Source organism: Spirochaetota bacterium (assembly GCA_004297825.1).
In the GTDB taxonomy this organism is placed as follows: Bacteria; Spirochaetota; UBA4802; order UBA4802; family UBA5368; genus FW300-bin19.
Window position 1 is genome coordinate 1 of record SCSX01000013.1, and the last position, 16,270, is coordinate 16,270.

Here is a 16,270-nt window from a genome sequence, read left to right on the forward strand (position 1 = left end):
CAATTTCAACTACTACGACATCATGTTCTCCCCGTCGCTTCCGAAATATAACGACTACATGGGCACGCCCTACGAGGCGCTCTCCCGGATCGAGATGGATTATTCCCGCAAGATCATCGATCTCGCGATGGACATGGTCTCCGCGGTTCTCGAATCCAGCCCAGAAACGGAACGCGCGGCCGCCGAACGCTACATGATCGAGGTGTGGAGCATGCTGCACGGCATGATCCTGCTGCAGAACAGCACGCTCGCGACCTACGTGGTCAGCGACCCCATGAAGGTGTACGCGCATATCGTGGATGATATCATCAGGGTCATAAAAAGATAATAAGTGCTTGACCTTTAAGTTAACAAACGTTATATTTACCGTACGTTAATCTTAAATCGAGGTGATACCCATGGCTAAGGTAGCGGTACTCGGCGGCGCGGGGGCGGTAGGTTCCATCGCGGTAAAAACACTGGCCCGGCATGACGAATTTTCGGAGGTCCTCGTCTGCGATTTCAACGTCGAGGGGGCCGATACGCTGGTGCGTGGGATCGGTTCCGGCAAGCTTTCGACGATGCACTTCGACGCGCATGACAAGGCGAGCATTACACGGGCCATCCGGGGCGCGGACGTGGTGCTGAACTGCGTGGGACCCTTCTACAGCACCGTGAAGCCGATACTCTCCGCCGTCCTCGAGGAAAAAATCCAGTACGTCGACGTGTGCGACGACGTGGACGTGACCATCGACATCCTGAACATGGACGCCGATGCGCGGAAGGCCGGCGTATCGGCGCTCATAGGCATGGGAAACTCGCCCGGCGTGACGAACATCATCGCGAAGATGGTCTCGACGTCCTTCCTTGACGAGACCGATTCCATAGACATTTTCCACGCGCACGGGGGGGAGCCCGTGGAGGGAGAGGGCGTTATCGGACACCGCTTCCACTGCATGAGCATCGACATCCCCATGTTCCTGGACGGGGAGCTCCGGTACGTGAAATACTTTCGCGAGGACGGGATCGCGCTCAGGGAAAGCTTCGAGTTTCCCATCCTGGGCAAGGTCCCGCTCTACCCCTACCCGCACCCCGAGCAGGTCACTATACCGAACTACATCAAGACGAAACGCGTAACCAACAAGGGCTCCGTCATTCCCAACGCGTACTACGAGCTCACGAGGGACCTGTGCGGGCTGGGCCTCGCGAGCAAAGAACCGGTAACGGTGAAGGGACAGACGGTGGTTCCGTACGAATTCGCAATGGCGTATATTATTCGCGAGCGGGAAAGGATTTTGAAAGAGTCGGCGTTCGGCTCGCAGCGGGGCTGCTGCTCCGTGGTCGTCACCGGCAAGAAGGACGGGACGTACCAGCAGTACCGCGTGCACATGGCGTCCAGGAGCGAGGCACTGGGCGAGGGCACCGGGATCCCGGCGGCGATGGGCGCGATACTCATGCACCAGGGCAAGATCCAGGGACCGGGCGTGCTGCCGCCGGAAGCCTGCGTGAACCCGGCCGACGTCCTCGCGCTTTTGCCGCAGGTGATGGATCTGGAAAAGAACAAGAAGGACGGGGGCGGATTCAGCGGCTTCATTATCGAGCGGGTAGACGCCGGCGGGAAGATCGCCACGATGGACCTGTGACGTCAATGGCGCATAACGCGAACCCGCGCTGCATACTCGCGATCGACCACGGGACGTCCGGCTGCAAGGTCGCGCTCGTGACCGTCCTGGGACGGGTGCTCGATTTCGAGAGCGAGCCCACCCCCATGTACTTTCTCCCCGGCGGCGGCGCCGAGCAGGACCCGGACGAGTGGTGGGGCGCCTTCATGCGCGCGGCGAAGCGCCTCCTCGGGCGGCACCGCGCGCTCGCGCGCGCCGTGGACGCGGTCTGCGTATCGAGCACCTTCTCGAGCACGGTCGCCGTGGACAGACAAGGGCGCCATCTCATGCGCTCCCTCACCTGGATGGATTCGCGGGGGGCGGATTCCGTGAAGGCACTCATGGGCGGATTTCCGAGCGTCATGGGCTACAACGTTTGGAAGCTCTACCGCTGGATACGCCTCACCGGCGGGGGACCGGCGCTATCCGGCAAGGACGACATCGCGCACGTCATCCTGACAAGGGAGCGCTTCCCGGAGGTCTACGATAAAACATACAAGTTCCTGGGAAGCAAGGATTACTTCAACCTGCGCCTGACCGGCGAGTTCGCCGCCACGCACGATTCCATCACCCTCTTCTGGATCACCGACAACCGCGACCCAGGCAACGTCCGTTACTGCGCACCGCTCATGCGCGCGGCGGGACTGGACGCCGATAAGTTTCCGCGGCTCGTCAAGTCGACGGATGTGATTGGGACCATAAAGCCCGCGGTGGCGAAGGAGCTGGGGCTTCGCGCGGACGTGAAGGTGGCGGGCGGCTCTCCCGATCACCAGTCCGCGCTCGTGGGCTCGGGCGCCGTGCGGGATTACGAGGGGCACCTGTATATCGGAACGTCGTCCTGGATCGAGTGCGTCGTTCCCTTCAAGAAGACGGACGTCGTTCGCCAGATCGCCTCCCTCCCCTCGGCCATTCCGGGCCGATACCAGTGCATCAACGAACAGGACATCGCGGGGGGCGCGCTCAACTTCCTGCTGGACAACATCATCTTCCATTCGAGCGATTTCTATTCGCCGCGCCGCCCGGCCGATCCCTACCGGAGGCTGGACGAAACGGTGAGGCGCGTGCCCCCGGGGAGTGGTCCGCTCATCTTCGCCCCCTGGTTGAACGGCGAGCGGACGCCGGTGGACGACACGGCGCTGCGGGGCGTGCTCTTCAACATTTCCATGACGACGACCACGGACCACATCCTGCGCGCGGTGCTCGAGGGCGTCGCCTTCAACACACGCTGGAGCCTGGACGCGGTCGAGCATTTCGCGGGTCGCATGCTCGATCCTATCAGCATCGTGGGCGGGGGGGCGAGCTCGGACGCGTGGTGCGGTATTTTCGCCGACGTGCTGAAAAGGACCGTGCGGAGGGTCAGGGATCCCATCCAGGCAAACGCGCGCGGCGCCGCCTTCATCGCCTCGGTGGGGCTGGGATTGATTTCCTTCGACGACATCCCCGGACTGGTCGAATATGACGGCGAATTCACGCCGGACCGCGCCCGTGCGGCGGGGTACGACCGGATTTACGCGGAATTCCTGGAGCTGTACCGAAAAAATAAAAAAATATTTCACCGGCTGAACGATCCCGCGCGCGCATAGGCGCGCGGGAAAAGTGCGCCGGGAACTCCCTACCCCGCCCGGGCCGCCTTGAGCGCCCCGTACAGGGCCAGGCACACCGCATCGAGAGAGCCCGCGATGGCCGCGGTGTACACGACGTAGACTATAATATTGCCGACGGGCATCGCCACCTCGAGACCCCTATGGCCGGTGAGCGCCCCTGCGACAGTGCCCAGCGAGAATCCGTACGCCTGGACGATGAAACCCCACGCCATGATGCGCAATGCGCGTTCCCCCAGGCGGATATGCCCCGCAAACCAGCCCGCCGCAAGCGCCAGGAGGCCGCTCATAATTCCCTGCAGGTGCGCCTGGTGCCATGCCCGTGCGCTTCCGGGGACGTCCCCGGTGAGGACGAATGCGAGCGCGACGCCGGACAAAAGCCCCAGCAGTGTCGCGATGAGCCCGTGGACGATCAGCAGGCTTCGAAGACGATGTTCCATGGTACGCTCCCTGAACCGGTGTATCGGACGGAATGCCGCCGCGGAAGACCGCATGGGCTTTTTCTCCGCGCGCGTGAAGAATGATTCCCGTTCCGGGCGATAAATGCTAATAATTTTCTTGTTAGCAAGAATTTATTTGACAATAATCCATTTCATGGCATGTGGATAATGGTTGTTTAAGCATACAAGGAGTCATTATGGCTAAGAAAGCAGTTCAGGTAAAATTCCCGGAAAAGGTAACCGCATCATCCATGGCGGCGTACATCGCCGAAAAGTACCAGTTGCCCAGGAAGCTGGCGAAGGAAATCATCGATGATGTTTTCAATGTCATCCAGGCCGGGGTCATGAACGGAGAAAGGGTTCCGGTGGGAAAATTCGGAAAGATGTTCATCCGGGTGCGCCCCGCGACCAAGGCGCGCAAGGGACGCAATCCGCTTACCGGTCTGGAGATAACCATACCGCCCAAAAAAGCGACGAAAGTCCCCAAGTTCACCTTCGCGAAAAGCTTCAAAGAAGAATCGGTGAAGGCGAAGATCGTAAAGAAATAGCCGCACGGAAACGCTGCCCGGCGTGAAACCCGGCAGCGGCACACGTGCCGGCGCAGCGGCCGACAGGAAGGAATCGAGATTATTTAATGGGGTTTTCGGGCAGAGGGGGGTGGCGCCGATTCGACGGCAGGCTTTCCCGACACATTATAGTGAATCGGCCCCCCGGGCTTATTGCCGTGAAAAATACCCGTCCACGAAGCGCTTGAATCCCCGGTAATACGGCATGTCGATCCCGTAGGTTTCGCCCAGCCCGAGCACATCGTAATACATCGTCCGCATCTCTTCGGGGGAGTGCCCTACGTGTCCCTCGAACATTCGCCGCATCCCCCCGTCCCTGTACATGAAACCGATAAGAGGGACCATGAGGGGGAGCGGAAGATAGTAATAACAGGTGGGCGCGACCCTGCGCGGCTTGATTCCCTGCCGTTCGCATATCTTCCATCCCTCGCGCATGGCAAGACAGGATTCCCTGGTGATTTCGGGGCCGATAAACCTTTCCCATGAACCCGCCTTCATATAAGCGCCCAGGGATGCGGCAGCCCAGATATAGTGAGTCCGGATATAGGGAACGATCTTCCGTATCATCTTCGGGTTCATGTCCGCCCCGGCAAGCAGCCGATGCAGGACCTTGAGCCGCGGCGTGATGCGCCCGTTCCTTTCCCCCAGCACCGTATTGGACAGGTAATTGCCGAATATCACGGTATCGATGCCGGACTCGTCCCGCCCCCCTCCCGCCTTGAAGGGATAGCCGATTACATACCGCGATTGATCCAGGTACCGGTCTATGAGCTCATCGTCGCCGGGACGCATGTTCTGGAGGAAGAGTATGGTCGTGTCCCCGGCCCTGTCCGCGAGAAGCGGCAGCAGCTCCGCGAGCTGGTGACTGTTCACCGAACATATGATGAGATCGTATCCGTCCCCGGGCCCGAAATCGTCGACGATCGCCGGCTGGTATACTGTCTCGCGCTCCGCATTCCTCCCGCAACGCTGATCCAGGCACCGGACCCGTATCCCCCGCTCCACCAGTGCGCGTTTCTTCCCTGGACGCACGAAATGCACGAGCGTGTTGCCCGAGAGCGCGAGCTGCCAGGCGTACGTCGTCCCGATCACGCCTGTTCCGGTTACGAGAATCTTCATGGCGCCCTCCCTCATCAGATACGGCCGGCTTCGATCTTCACAGGGTGAGGGCTTTTTGCCGCGCTGTCAACGCGCATTTCGAGCCCGCGGCGCCGCACCCGGGTGCGGCGCCTTAAATTCTGTTTGCCAATTCCAATCCCCGGACCCACTATTGCTTCATGCGCACCGCATGAAGCAGCGAAAGCGGACCGGCTTGGCGCGATCATCATCCTGCGCGGAGGAAACCATGGAACATATGCGTATCTGGGCCGAGGTCGACATCACCGAGGTCGCCGACCACATCATCATCGCCGACGACAAGTTCGGGTTCTGTTCGGGATGCCGCGAGATAGGCATCAGGGTTGAGGGCGTCACCCAGTGCCCCAAGTGCGCGCGGGTATTCAAATATATCACCGCGCGCGAATCCAAGGGGGGAAGGCACGAGATCGTAGGGCGCCTGAGGAAAAAAGCCCCCGGGCTCACCTTCGTCGATTACGACGATTACGAGCGGCTCACCGGCAAGAAAAAAGCGGAAGGCCTCTTCAAGGACATCTAGGCCGGCAATGCGCGCCGGCCGGGGCGGAAATATTTCTCTTGACTGTCGCGCGCACCCGGTGTAAAAATTAAAGCATGGACAGGGCATACTCACCGCGCTTCACGATAGCGCGCATCGTCCTCCCGGCGCTCATTTTCGCGTCGGCGTTCGCCTCTGCCGCCCGCGCGGAACAGAATTTCGGCGTGGGCATACACGTGGGCGCCCACCACAACGTCGGGAACCTGGACTCGTACGATCCGGCGATGCAGATCAAGCCCCAGACCAGTCTCCTCCTGGGCTGCTCGTTCAAAGCGAACCTCGGTTTCTTTTTCATGCGCGCCGGCGTGGACACCACCTTCGTCTTTTCCAAGGGCGAGGTGCTGGAACCCAGCTCCAATGACACCGTGACGAGTTACGAAATTCGGTATTCGCAGGTACCCGTTTTCGCGGGGCTGAGCTTCCCCGTGCAGGATGTGGGCGAGTTCTACATGGGCGGCGGCGGGGCGTACCTCCTGGCGACCGGCACCGTCAAGCACCCGGCCAAGGAAGAGATTTCTGCATCCGCGATCGGGTACGGTTTCCTGGCGGGCATGCAGCTCACGCTCACCCCCAACGTGAGGCTCTATATGGAGTGGGAGTATATCGACGCCCGGTCCGCGCCGGTCCTTGCGACACAGCCCGCTCCCGCCGACCAGTGGAAAAATTTATATATCGATTTCACCGGCCACCGGATTCTTTTAGGGGCGATGTATTACCTGATATGACGGCCTAATCATGAAAAAATTACTACTGACATCCCTGATACTGATATGCGCGTCGCCCCTGACCGCCGCCACGATGAATTACGCGGCCGGATTTTACGTGGGATTCATGCCTTCGTATGGAGGCAATCTCGAATCAAGCACCCAGTACGATCCGTTCGATTCCCGCAATGGCATCGACGGAATGAACAAGGAAATGAGCGGCCATGACACCACGGAGATCAAAAGGCTCCTTGGCCTTTCGGGGGGAATCGAGTTTAAGGCGATCATTTTCGATTATTTTCTGATGCGCCTGGCGGGCAATTATACCATGAGCATTTACGGCGGCGCCGGCAAGACGGTATTCCTGACCGGCGGCGCCGGAACCGAAACCGATGTCACCGCGAGCTACTCCATGTGGAGCTACGACATACCTCTCACCGTGGGGCTCATCATTCCCTTCTGGAAGGACGTGAAGATTTCGTTCAGTTGCGGCCTCGCTTTCGCCTACGGCGCCTACGACAACCAGTTCAAGGTGGCAAGCGGGGATCGCAAAGGATCTTTCACGGGATGGGCGCTTCCCTTGGTAATCCTTGTGCAAGGGGAATATTTCTTGGGAGAAAAAATCGCTCTTAATACCTCACTCGCGTATTATAAAGGAGCGACCGAGACTATTAGAGACAGCAAGAGATCCGATACTACCGGTCTTGGAGGGGCGGGAGCGGTGGACTTCGCAAAGATCGATTTCACGGGCTACCGGTTCAGCATCGGACTGTCATATTATTTTTACTCAATATAGGAACGGGCGCACTATTTCGAGCGATGGCAAAATGACGGAATGGGTATGATACACGTACGCAAAAAACGAACCGCCGCCCTCCATGGAGCGCGTGCGCTGTTGGCGCTCGCCCTGCTGCTTGTGCTGCCCGCGTCGTCTTTCGCGATCGGCGAGTTTTCCCTGGGGATGAACCTGGGGTTCACCTACGGACCCAACGGCGTCGACGACACGGTGAACCGTTTTAATACCGGGATGGAAAACTACAAGTCCGCCAATGCCGGCACGAAGATGGAGCAGTTAAGCGCGCCGTATTGTCCGGTGTTCGGCGTATCGGCGCGCTACCAGTTCAATTATTTTCTGTTCCGATTCGGATGGCACTACACGCAGCCCGTACTGCCCATCGAGGGCTATATCACGCCGGCCGGAGGGGGCGCAAAAAACAAGATTCGAATAACAACCTACCAGAATTCTTTGCCGGCAACGATCGGCATTATCATGCCCCTCAAGAAGAGAACATATTTCTACCTTGGTGCGGGCGGCACGCTGCACCATGCCTACGTCAAGATAACGCAAAAAGCCCCCGATCAGGCGGTCCCTGTATTCAATATGAGCACCAATGTGGGCGTCTCCGACAACAAGGTGGACCGATACTCCGGGATGTTCGTCGCCTACCATCTCATACTCGGCGCGGAGGTTCCCGTGAGCGAGAAGGTCACGATCACCACCGAGTGGATCCACCAGGAAGGGATGAGCTACCCGCTCAAGAATCAGGGGATCGATAATGCGGACGCCGCGACCGCTGACCCCAAGCGCAATATCAACGTGCGGGGAGACGTGCTCCTCTTCGGCGTGAGCTACTACATCCACATCTAGACGGCCCGGGACCTGTTTGTGAACTCCATAACCATACACCGCAGCGGGCGCGCGCTGATCGCGTGCGCGGCGGCCGCCATGATATGCGCGGCATCCATCCCGGGAAACTGGGCCCCCGGCGACGCACGGGGAGCCCGCTCGTCGGCACGCGACGCGTTCACCGAGCGCACCGCGCCGGGAACGCTGAACGTGCTGCTCGCGCCGGACGCGCTATGCCTCCCGGGGCTCCCGCACGCGGGACGCCCGGCCGGCCATGACGGGACCGTCACCCTTGGCGGCCGGCCGGCCGCCATTAAGTTTCGCATAACGGGAAATCCACGCGCCGCCCTCCTCGAGCTCGCCCGCGGGTCAGCCGACGCGGTATTCCTCCCGGCCGACGCGCTCGCGCTTTACCGGTCCTCGTTCGCGTCGTGCAACCCGGTCGCCTTCATGCTGGCGGGCTATTCGCGTGGAGCCCATGCAGTCGCGTCCGCGAACCCGCGTTCCCCGTTCGCTTCGTCCCGGGGACTTCGCATCGCCTGCGCGAGGGGGGATTCGGGGCATCTCATGATGCTGCACCTGCTCGAGATGCAGGGCCTGGACCCCTCCGACGTGCAATGGGTGTTCACCATGAGCCCCCCCGACGCGGCCTCCCTCTTCGCGCGCGGCGGGGCCGATCTATGCGCCGGGGACTACATTTCGGTCGCGCGCGCGGTGAAACGGCGCGCAAGTTCCGGGATCGTGCTCACCACCAGAGACGCGGGTTCGCTCGTCCCCTCGGTATTTGTTACGCGGGAATCCTTCATGCTGCGAAACCCCCGGGCCCTTGCCGATTTCGCCCGGGCATGGATGGACGAATCCGCCCGCCTTGCGGAATCCCCTGAAACCGCCTCCGAGACCCTCGTGAGCGTGTGCCGGATTTCCGCTGAGGAGTCACGGGAATGCGCATCCCGCGTGATGTTCGCGGGAATCGATGACAACAGGAGCGTTTTTTCAGGATCGGATCGCGCACGCGTCCCGCTCGCCTTCATGATTGAATTCGCCTCCCTCCGCTGGGAGAAAACCCTTCATGTGCGCCTTGAAGCGGCAGCTTCGTCCCTGGCGGATCCCGCGATAATGGGCCTCCTTGCCGGCGATGCGCGGGAAACGCAGCGCCATGACCGCGCCGATACGCCTCCGGCAGTCGAAGACTGGAAGGAGCCAACCCTGCTGAGCGCCCCATTACGCCTTGTATTCGAGGGAAAGGATTCGGTCCTGACCGGCGCGTCGCGCACCGCCCTCCGCGGCATCGCCCTGAGCGCCCGCCTCTACGAGCGCGCCCGCATCCTGGTCTGCCGGCGCGCGGAGGAAAGCGACCGGTGGACGAACGCCCCCGCCGCGCGCTTCGCGGAAATCACGCGCGTGTTGAACGGAGAGTTCGGCATCGCGCGGGAAAGGATTGTGGAGGGCCTGCGGTGCGACCTGGTGGGCGGAAGTTCCGATACGACCGGCGGGCGCGTGGACGTCGCGCTCGCGCTCCCCTCCGGACGGGACCTGTAGGCGGCATATGGCCATGTCCGCACCGCTCGGGATCGCGATTTTCTTCGCCGGGGCGCTCTGGGGGAGTTTTTTCTTCACGCTCGCGCTCAGGTTGAGCGACGAGTCCTACCGTGGAAAAACGAAGGAACTCCTGTTCACCCGTTCGCGCTGTCCGCACTGCGGGGCTCCTGTGTCCATCGCGGGACTGGTTCCGCTATTCGGCTACCTGTTTCTTCGCGGCAGGTGCGCTTCGTGCGCCGGAAATATCCTATGGTCCTATCCTGCGGCAGAGGTTGCGTTCGGTCTTGTCGCCGTCGCGGTATGCGTACGCTTCGGATTCTCGCTCGACGCGGCGTGCGTTTTTTTCGCGCTCGCGATCGCGATGTGCGTCTCAATAATCGACATTAAAACGCTTTCCATCCCCGGGTCCCTCTGCGCAATGATCGCGCTCGTATCGGTTTACCCGGTCGTCATGGACGGCATGTGGAAATCCCACCTCCTGGGCGCCGCGGGAATGTTCGTTTTTTTTGCAGTGTTCATGCTCATCTTTCCGGGAAGCTTCGGGGGGGGGGACGTCAAGTTCGCGGCGGCACTGGGTTTCCTTGCGGGCCTTGAACAGGGGGCGGTGCTGCTGGAATCGGCGCTCGTCATCGGCTCGATCGCGGGGGTGATCTACGCACTCGCATCGGGAAAGGGCCTGCGCATCAAGTTCCCCTTCGCGCCCCCGCTCACCGCGGGACTCGCGGTCTCGCTCTTCTGGGGGGACGCGATCATGCGCGCTTACCTTACGTTTTTCCCGTGAGCGGCCCTCAAGGCGTCAGGCTGGGCCGGGGGCCGATACACCGGTCGACCCGCGCATCGGCCCCCCGTACTTTCGGAACGTTAACGCCCCGCGCTATAGTACGCTCTTGATGCCCTTGTCGCGGGGACTCTCGATCACTCCCTTCTCGGTGATGATGGCCGAGATGTTCTGCGCGGGGGTGATGTCGAAGGCCGGGTTCTTGATGAAGACGCCCTCGGGCGCGATCTGCGTGCCCATGATATAGGCAACCTCGTCTATCCCGCGCTCCTCGATCACGATGCCGTCGCCGTTGGGAGTCGCGGGATCGAGCGTCGATATGGGCGCCGCGACCAGGAAGGGGATGCGGTGCTCCTTGGCCAGCACCGAGTGGGTATAGGTCCCGATCTTGTTGGCGGTGTCGCCGTTAGCTGCAATCCGGTCCGCCCCCACGATGACCTTGCGTATGAGCCCCTGGCGCATGAAATACCCGGCCATGTTGTCGGTGATGAGCGTGACCGGGATGTGGTCTTGCAGAAGCTCCCAGGCGGTGAGGCGCGCCCCCTGCAGGTAGGGCCTGGTCTCGCAGGCGATGACCTGGATCTTTTTCCCCTCCTCGACGGCCGCGCGTATCACGCCCAGCGCGGTCCCGTAGCCGCCTGTGGCGAGCGCCCCCGCGTTGCAGTGCGTCATCACCACGTCGCCGTCGGCCAGGTAGCGGGCGCCGTTTTTTCCGATCGCGCGGTTGATGGTCACGTCCTCTTCCAGCATCGAGACGGCTTCCTTCTCCAGGCGGCCCCTGAGTGTCTCGACATCGCCCGCGGATTCTATGAGCTTTTTCATCCGGTTGACGGCCCAGAACAGGTTCACGGCCGTGGGGCGCGTCTTGGCGAAGAGCTCGCACACCGCGAGGAGCTCCTTCCTGAACTCATCTGCGTTCCCGATCGTCATCTTGACCGCCGCGAGCGCGATGCCCATTGCCGCGGCGATGCCGATCGCGGGCGCCCCGCGGATCACCATGTCGGTGATCGCGGCCGCCACGTCGAGATGGCTCGTATAGTTATTGTACGATTCGTGCAGGGGAAGCAGGCGCTGGTCCAGCATGGAGACAGCGTCCCCGTTCCACTTTATCGTGTAATACATGCGTCCTCCGTTATGCGACACTATTTCTGTGGACCCTGTATTTCCGGAACCGGATCCTGTTGCCCTTCTCGTTCCAGTCCACCTCGTCCATGTGGATGCGGATAATGAGAAGCCCCCGGCCGCTGTCTTTCAAAAAGTTCTCGGGATCGCGGGGATCGGGCAGGTCGCGGAAGTTGAAACCCGGCCCCTCGTCCTCCACGAAGTACTCGACGTAGTCCCGCGTAAGCTCGTATTCGATCTTCACCATGCGCCCGGAGTACCGCCCGTCCCCTTTGCGCAGCTCGATCTCGTCATTGAAGCCCTTGAGCCCCCTGTCCTCCCGTATGCTCGACGGCACCTCGAGGTTTCCGTGGAACATGGCGTTTGAAACCGCCTCGCGGATCGCCATCGCGATATTGTCGGAAGTGGTGTTGTTGCACAATCCCGAGGGGGCCAGGTTCTGCGTGAGCTGGTAGGATATCACTGAACCCAGCGTGCCGTCAACCGGTATTGTATACTTTCCCTTTTCATATTCGACATACTTGCCCAGTCCGCCGGCGAGCTCCTTCTCCTGGGTTCGCCGGAGAATCCCCCTCACCGTTGACGCGACCTCGTTGATGTCGAACGGCTTGCGGATGATGTCGCACGCCCCGTAGCGCATGGCGCGAATGGCGTCCTCGACGTTCGCCTGGCCGGTGATGATGAGCGTGGGGATGGGCTTGTCCATGGCGCTTATGTGGCGCAGGAGCTCGATGCCGTCCATCTTGCGCAGCTTGATGTCGGTGATCACCAGGTCGATGTCGTTTTCGTTCGTCTTCAATAGATATATCATGTCCTCCGCCTTTTCAAGCGAGATGACATGATACCCGATGCGCGAGAGCTTTTTCTGCAGCGTGTAGCGGATAATCTCCTCGTCGTCGATGACGACGATGGATTGAGTCTCGGCCGGCTCCATTAACTATCGCTGCCCCCGTCAAGGTTCTTGGAGAGGAGGTGGCCCATCTTTTCCTTCTTGGTGCGCAGGTAGCGTATGTTTTCCTTGCCCGCGGGGATCTCCACGGGAACCCTGGCGACGATCTCCAGACCGTAGCCCTCGAGGCCGATAAGCTTCTTCGGGTTGTTCGTGATCAGGCGGATCGTATGAAGCCCCAGGTCCACGAGTATCTGCGCCCCGATGCCGTAGTCGCGGAGGTCCGCCGGGAAGCCGAGCTTGATGTTCGCCTCGACCGTATCGAACCCCTGCTCCTGCAGGTGATACGCCTTGAGCTTGTTGCCCAGTCCAATTCCCCGGCCCTCCTGGCGCATGTACAGGATCACGCCCATGCCTTCCTTGTTGATCATGTCCATGGCGTGGTGCAACTGGGCGCCGCAGTCGCAGCGCCGGCTTCCGAACACGTCGCCGGTGAGGCACTCCGAGTGCACGCGCACGAGGACGTTCTCCCGGCCGCGCACGTCCCCCTTCACGAGGGCCACGTGCGCCATCTTGTCGACCTCGGTCTCGTAGGCGTACACGACGAAATCGCCGTAGTCGGTGGGAAGGCTCGCCTCGGACACGCGGTGCACGAGCCGCTCCTGGTGCTGCCGGAATTTTATGAGGTCCGATATTGTCGCGATCTTGATGTCGTGTTTTTCGGCGAACTTGTCGAGGTCGGGCCTGCGCGCCATGGTGCCGTCCTCGTTCAGGATCTCGCATATGACCGCGGCGGGCTTGAGCCCCGCGAGCCGCGATAGGTCGACCGAGCCCTCGGAATGCCCGGCCCTGACGAGCACGCCGCCCTTTTTCGCCGCGAGCGGGAAGATATGTCCCGGTCGGTGGAGGTCCTCCGACACGCTCTTTTCATCGATGAGCGTTTTGATCGTGAGGTCGCGGTCGAAGGCGGAGATACCGGTCGTGGTCCCCTCCTTCGCGTCCACGGATACCGTGAAGGCGGTGCAGAATTTGTCCTGGTTCTCGGGCACCATGAGCGAGATGCCCAGCTCGTCCAGCCGCTCCTGCGTCATGGCGACGCAGATGAGCCCGCGCCCGTACATGGCCATGAAATTGACTATCTGCGGGGTCGAAAACTCAGCGGCAATCACGAGGTCCCCCTCGTTCTCGCGGTCCTCGTTGTCCACGAGGATTATCATCCGGCCGGAGGCCAGATCTTCGATGGCTTCGGCGATTGTGCACGTTTTCACGGCCCCCTCCTTGAAGCGGGAATTCTGCTGGCATTAAAATGAGGGTGCCATGCGGCGTCAAGGTTTTTATATGCCTTTTGCTTGACACGATTCCCTCCATGAATCCAAATACGCTGCATGGGACATTTTACCTCACACAGCGCCGTCCCCCGGGGGATTTGCGCATTCCTGTTAGCGGCGGCGGCCCTCCTGTGCGCGTGTATCGGTCCCCAGCCGCTGCCCGATCCCGACGCGATCACCTTCGCCGTGATAGGCGGCACAGCACCCGAATCACCGTTCGGACCCATGAGCCCGTGGATCGACGAGGCCGTCCGGTCCATGAACGCCGACAGCCCCGTGTTCATACTCCATACCGGCGACATCGTGTACGGGGGGGAGAGCGCGGTGGGGATCAAGGAGTCCGATATCGCCCGCCAGTTCAATGAATTCAAGGTGCGCTCCTCCGGCGCCCTGCCGAATATCTATACCGTGCGCGGCGACCTCGATACGCTCGACGGCTCCCCGGAGATGTACCAGCGGATGACCGGCCGGGGACGCTATTATTCATTCAACTACGGCAATCTTCATTTCATCGTGCTCGACACGACCGATCCCATACCCGGCGTTGTAGGCGGGGCGCAGATGCGCTGGCTCGAGGACGACCTCGCCGCCTATGCGGATTCCCCGGCACTGTTCGTATTCACGCACCACCCGGTGCTCCTTCCCCAGGCGGCCTATTACGGGGACCCTCCCCTGGTTCTCAAAAACGCTTCGGACCTCATCGCCCTTTTCGCGCGGCACCGGGTGAAGGCCGTGTTCTCCGGGCATATGAAATCGAGCTTCACCGAAAAGAAAGACGGGATACTGTACGTGACCGCGGGCTGCGGCAATTTCAATGAGCGGCTGCCGTTCGCGCAGGAAAACCAGTACTACCTGGTGCGCTTCTCCAGCCAGGAGATAGCCGTCACCGGCAAAAAACTCAAACCATGAAAGGGAACGACCGATCTATGCAAAGGGAAATCACCTTCGACAGGCTCGAACAGTTCGTGGCGCAGATACAGACCCTGGGCATCACCAGCCTTGCCTTCGCGGAGACGAGGGAGAAGCGCGCGGTGCAGGTGGAGCCGTCACTACTGAAAGTTATCGATATAGTCAAGACCGATATACTCGCCTACAAGGATTCGACCATTTACAAGTGCAGCATCGAGGAGACGAGCCCCGACGACCTCTTCGAGGATCTCGCCGCCCGGGGATTCACCATCAAACGCAGGAGCCGCAACATCACATGACGGCCGGTAGAACTACATGGTAGAAAAATCCGCGGGCGGCCCGCCGCTGCTTGAGGTGCAGGATCTCAGGGTGGAATTCCGCCTTCCCGACTCGAACCTCCACGCGGTGCGCGGCGTGTCATTCTCCATCCCCGAGGGCGCGACCCTGGGCCTCGTGGGGGAATCAGGGTGCGGAAAATCGGTATCGGCGTTTTCCATCCTGGGACTCATTTCCCCGCCCGGCGAGATAACCGGGGGCAGCGTGCGCTTCAAGGGCGCCGACCTTCGCATGTACTCCGATGCGGAGCTCGACCGCGTGCGCGGCAGGGAGATCGCCATGATCTTCCAGGAGCCCATGAGCTCCCTCAACCCCGTGCTCACCATCGGGTACCAGATCGCGGAGCCCCTCGCGCGACACCTGGGCATGGACAGGCGCGCGGCGCGCGCGCGTACCATCGAACTTTTGGATCAGGTGGGCATTCCATCCCCCGCGAGGCGCGTGGACTCGTACCCCCACGAGCTTTCCGGCGGCATGCGCCAGCGCGTGATGATCGCGATGGCCCTCTCCTGTAACCCCTCGCTCCTGATCGCCGACGAGCCCACCACGGCGCTCGACGTCACCATACAGGCGCAGATACTCGAGCTCCTGCTCGCGGTTCAGCAGGAGCACAGGATGTCCATGCTGCTCATAACCCACGACCTGGGAATCGTCGCAAACATCGCCGACCGCATCGTCATCATGTACGCCGGCGCCGTCATGGAGGAAGGCTCCACCGCGCAGATATTCTCCAATCCGCTTCATCCGTACACCATCGCCCTGTTCGAATCGATCCCCCGGATCGGAGAGCAGAAAGCAAGACTCGCGACCATACCCGGGAGCGTACCCACGATCACCCACGAGCCCCAGGGCTGCGTCTTTCACCCCCGCTGCCCCCGCGGCGACGAAAGCTGCACGCGCGCGCCTATTCCGCTCATACCCAGGCCGGAAGGGCGCACTGTTCGGTGCATAAAGGCATAAGTACCCCTTTAGTGTGAATTAATTTTAGGGCGCTCGGATCATAGCCGGGAAAACCGTTCATATTTTCCATGCCCCGTTCGTATTCACTTTGGACGCTCGGTTTTGTCCCGGAGGATACGGAATGCTTCGCACTTCTATAAATATGAGCCACATCGTCTA

General features: G+C 61.0%; 18 protein-coding genes. 13 read left to right on the forward strand and 5 right to left on the reverse strand.

Going from position 1 to position 16,270, the window contains the following annotated elements:
• From EPN93_02055 to EPN93_02065, 3 genes are all read left to right on the forward strand, one after another.
• On the forward strand, positions 1-328 hold a 328-nt coding region (locus tag EPN93_02055), incomplete at its 5' end, for a TetR/AcrR family transcriptional regulator (GenBank protein TAL39259.1).
• Positions 329-398: 70 nt separating this feature from the next.
• Positions 399-1,622: a saccharopine dehydrogenase gene (locus tag EPN93_02060; GenBank protein TAL39260.1), complete on the forward strand. Its 1,224-nt coding sequence runs from the start codon at positions 399-401 to the stop codon at positions 1,620-1,622.
• A gap of 5 nt (positions 1,623-1,627) precedes the next feature.
• Positions 1,628-3,223 (forward strand): xylulose kinase, encoded by a 1,596-nt coding sequence (locus EPN93_02065; protein ID TAL39261.1) that lies wholly within the window; start codon positions 1,628-1,630, stop codon positions 3,221-3,223.
• 29 nt (positions 3,224-3,252) lie between these two features.
• Here EPN93_02065 and EPN93_02070 read toward each other — a convergent pair whose 3' ends face one another.
• The gene (locus tag EPN93_02070) at positions 3,253-3,681 is read right to left on the reverse strand and encodes a hypothetical protein (protein ID TAL39262.1); all 429 of its coding nucleotides are present in this window, start codon (positions 3,679-3,681) and stop codon (positions 3,253-3,255) included.
• Positions 3,682-3,932: 251 nt separating this feature from the next.
• On the opposite strand from EPN93_02070, the gene EPN93_02075 reads away from it, so the two are divergent.
• Entirely contained in the window at positions 3,933-4,229 is a 297-nt protein-coding gene (locus tag EPN93_02075; protein TAL39276.1) for an HU family DNA-binding protein, read from the forward strand.
• Between the two features lie 168 nt (positions 4,230-4,397).
• Here EPN93_02075 and EPN93_02080 read toward each other — a convergent pair whose 3' ends face one another.
• A complete protein-coding gene (locus tag EPN93_02080; GenBank protein ID TAL39263.1) occupies positions 4,398-5,381 on the reverse strand; it encodes a ketopantoate reductase family protein in 984 nt (327 codons plus the stop codon).
• A gap of 211 nt (positions 5,382-5,592) precedes the next feature.
• Here EPN93_02080 and EPN93_02085 point away from each other — a divergent pair, with 211 nt between their 5' ends.
• The 6 genes from EPN93_02085 (at position 5,593) to EPN93_02110 (ending at position 10,570) form a co-directional block, all read left to right on the forward strand.
• Entirely contained in the window at positions 5,593-5,901 is a 309-nt protein-coding gene (locus tag EPN93_02085; protein TAL39264.1) for a hypothetical protein, read from the forward strand.
• A gap of 74 nt (positions 5,902-5,975) precedes the next feature.
• The gene (locus EPN93_02090) at positions 5,976-6,644 is read left to right on the forward strand and encodes a hypothetical protein (protein TAL39265.1); all 669 of its coding nucleotides are present in this window, start codon (positions 5,976-5,978) and stop codon (positions 6,642-6,644) included.
• 10 nt (positions 6,645-6,654) lie between these two features.
• Positions 6,655-7,419, forward strand: coding sequence for a hypothetical protein (locus EPN93_02095; protein TAL39266.1), 765 nt, complete (start codon positions 6,655-6,657; stop codon positions 7,417-7,419).
• 39 nt (positions 7,420-7,458) lie between these two features.
• Positions 7,459-8,271, forward strand: coding sequence for a hypothetical protein (locus tag EPN93_02100; protein TAL39267.1), 813 nt, complete (start codon positions 7,459-7,461; stop codon positions 8,269-8,271).
• An 18-nt stretch (positions 8,272-8,289) separates the two neighbouring features.
• Entirely contained in the window at positions 8,290-9,789 is a 1,500-nt protein-coding gene (locus EPN93_02105; GenBank protein ID TAL39268.1) for a hypothetical protein, read from the forward strand.
• A 7-nt stretch (positions 9,790-9,796) separates the two neighbouring features.
• On the forward strand, positions 9,797-10,570 hold the full coding sequence (locus EPN93_02110; GenBank protein TAL39269.1) for a prepilin peptidase: 774 nt from the start codon (positions 9,797-9,799) through the stop codon (positions 10,568-10,570).
• Positions 10,571-10,663: 93 nt separating this feature from the next.
• Here the strand turns inward: EPN93_02110 and mtnA are convergent, their stop codons facing one another.
• Genes mtnA through EPN93_02125 form a run of 3 tightly spaced genes read right to left on the reverse strand, consistent with a single transcriptional unit; the run spans position 10,664 to position 13,846 of the window.
• Complete coding sequence (gene mtnA / locus EPN93_02115) at positions 10,664-11,689, reverse strand: S-methyl-5-thioribose-1-phosphate isomerase (protein TAL39270.1); 1,026 nt, start codon at positions 11,687-11,689, stop codon at positions 10,664-10,666.
• 10 nt (positions 11,690-11,699) lie between these two features.
• On the reverse strand, positions 11,700-12,623 hold the full coding sequence (locus EPN93_02120; protein ID TAL39271.1) for a response regulator: 924 nt from the start codon (positions 12,621-12,623) through the stop codon (positions 11,700-11,702).
• Positions 12,623-13,846 (reverse strand): bifunctional 3,4-dihydroxy-2-butanone-4-phosphate synthase/GTP cyclohydrolase II, encoded by a 1,224-nt coding sequence (locus EPN93_02125; GenBank protein TAL39272.1) that lies wholly within the window; start codon positions 13,844-13,846, stop codon positions 12,623-12,625. The genes EPN93_02120 and EPN93_02125 overlap by 1 nt, the downstream gene beginning before the upstream one ends.
• Positions 13,847-13,963: 117 nt before the next feature.
• On the opposite strand from EPN93_02125, the gene EPN93_02130 reads away from it, so the two are divergent.
• From EPN93_02130 to EPN93_02140, 3 genes are read left to right on the forward strand one after another with little or no spacing between them, the layout of a single operon-like run.
• Entirely contained in the window at positions 13,964-14,815 is an 852-nt protein-coding gene (locus EPN93_02130; GenBank protein ID TAL39273.1) for a hypothetical protein, read from the forward strand.
• Complete coding sequence (locus EPN93_02135; protein TAL39274.1) at positions 14,812-15,114, forward strand: hypothetical protein; 303 nt, start codon at positions 14,812-14,814, stop codon at positions 15,112-15,114. The genes EPN93_02130 and EPN93_02135 overlap by 4 nt, the downstream gene beginning before the upstream one ends.
• A 16-nt stretch (positions 15,115-15,130) precedes the next feature.
• Positions 15,131-16,111, forward strand: a complete 981-nt coding sequence (locus tag EPN93_02140; GenBank protein ID TAL39275.1) for an ABC transporter ATP-binding protein — start codon at positions 15,131-15,133, stop codon at positions 16,109-16,111.
• Positions 16,112-16,270: the final 159 nt, after the last annotated feature.

Coding starts and splice junctions, on each gene's coding strand:
- EPN93_02110 (TAL39269.1), top strand. CDS start 9,797: ATGGCCATGTCCGCACCGCTCGGGATCGCGATTTTCTTCGCCGGGGCG.
- EPN93_02080 (TAL39263.1), bottom strand. CDS start 5,381: ATGAGGGAGGGCGCCATGAAGATTCTCGTAACCGGAACAGGCGTGATC.
- EPN93_02120 (TAL39271.1), bottom strand. CDS start 12,623: ATGGAGCCGGCCGAGACTCAATCCATCGTCGTCATCGACGACGAGGAG.
- EPN93_02135 (TAL39274.1), top strand. CDS start 14,812: ATGAAAGGGAACGACCGATCTATGCAAAGGGAAATCACCTTCGACAGG.
- EPN93_02090 (TAL39265.1), top strand. CDS start 5,976: ATGGACAGGGCATACTCACCGCGCTTCACGATAGCGCGCATCGTCCTC.
- EPN93_02130 (TAL39273.1), top strand. CDS start 13,964: ATGGGACATTTTACCTCACACAGCGCCGTCCCCCGGGGGATTTGCGCA.
- EPN93_02140 (TAL39275.1), top strand. CDS start 15,131: ATGGTAGAAAAATCCGCGGGCGGCCCGCCGCTGCTTGAGGTGCAGGAT.
- mtnA (TAL39270.1), bottom strand. CDS start 11,689: ATGTATTACACGATAAAGTGGAACGGGGACGCTGTCTCCATGCTGGAC.
- EPN93_02070 (TAL39262.1), bottom strand. CDS start 3,681: ATGGAACATCGTCTTCGAAGCCTGCTGATCGTCCACGGGCTCATCGCG.
- EPN93_02085 (TAL39264.1), top strand. CDS start 5,593: ATGGAACATATGCGTATCTGGGCCGAGGTCGACATCACCGAGGTCGCC.
- EPN93_02100 (TAL39267.1), top strand. CDS start 7,459: ATGGGTATGATACACGTACGCAAAAAACGAACCGCCGCCCTCCATGGA.
- EPN93_02065 (TAL39261.1), top strand. CDS start 1,628: ATGGCGCATAACGCGAACCCGCGCTGCATACTCGCGATCGACCACGGG.
- EPN93_02075 (TAL39276.1), top strand. CDS start 3,933: ATGGCGGCGTACATCGCCGAAAAGTACCAGTTGCCCAGGAAGCTGGCG.
- EPN93_02060 (TAL39260.1), top strand. CDS start 399: ATGGCTAAGGTAGCGGTACTCGGCGGCGCGGGGGCGGTAGGTTCCATC.
- EPN93_02095 (TAL39266.1), top strand. CDS start 6,655: ATGAAAAAATTACTACTGACATCCCTGATACTGATATGCGCGTCGCCC.